1 protein-coding gene is annotated in these 693 nt (G+C 40.1%); it reads left to right on the top strand.

Translation table 11 applies throughout. The features are described from left to right. The first annotated feature begins 113 nt into the window (after positions 1-113). Positions 114-320: a hypothetical protein gene (locus BFU02S_RS16100; protein ID WP_066372827.1), complete on the top strand. Its 207-nt coding sequence runs from the start codon at positions 114-116 to the stop codon at positions 318-320. The last annotated feature ends 373 nt before the right edge of the window (positions 321-693 follow it).

Raw genomic sequence — 693 nt, 5'->3', positions numbered from 1 at the left:
CCCAAAGGCGGCGAACAAGAACCACTCCAATACCAAGAATTATCCAAAAAGGAAAAACCACAAGATCGAATCAGAAGTGCCTAGGATTCAGAAATCCGGTTGGATAGAAATCCTTGAAGTTTACCGGAGATAAAATTCAAGTCTTAGAGTCAAGGGAACATGGGTTAATCCTGAATATGGAACCCATTCCAGGTAATGAATGGGATGGAGAACGTCTTGTCCCGATGGTGGAGGAAGTGATCCATCATCATGGGATAGTACTGAAACAAGTCATCGGTGAAAATCTTATAATCAAACCAAAGCCGGAAAGAGTGCATTAACTGCCCGGTATGATGTGGAAAGAACGAATCATGAAGCTGCCAACCATCATAGTCTAAGGAAACCAAGAACAAGAGGGAGAGAAGAATTAAGGATTACGTCCAAATTGGCGGCCATGGTAATCGATTTGAAAATTATGGTAAAGGAATTAGCTGAACCCATCAAGCCCTTTTATCGTTTTAAAAAATGCGAGAATCGGGTGAAGGCTCCCGTCTGCCCAAATTAGAGAAATCGGGGCAAATAGAAGGCCATAGGAAAGGAAAATTCACAAAAAACAAGAAAAGCTTGTGAAAAGACCTGATAAAATTCACAAAGTATGTGAAATAAGAGTTAGAAGCGGAATAAATTACAAATAAATCGACAGTCTCAGTTTAA

It is taken from the genome of Neobacillus fumarioli NBRC 102428, assembly GCF_001591485.1.
GTDB lineage: Bacteria > Bacillota > Bacilli > Bacillales > Cytobacillaceae > Neobacillus > Neobacillus fumarioli.
The sequence above is the reverse complement of the archived record's forward strand: the minus strand, read 5'-3'. Positions and strand labels throughout refer to the sequence as shown.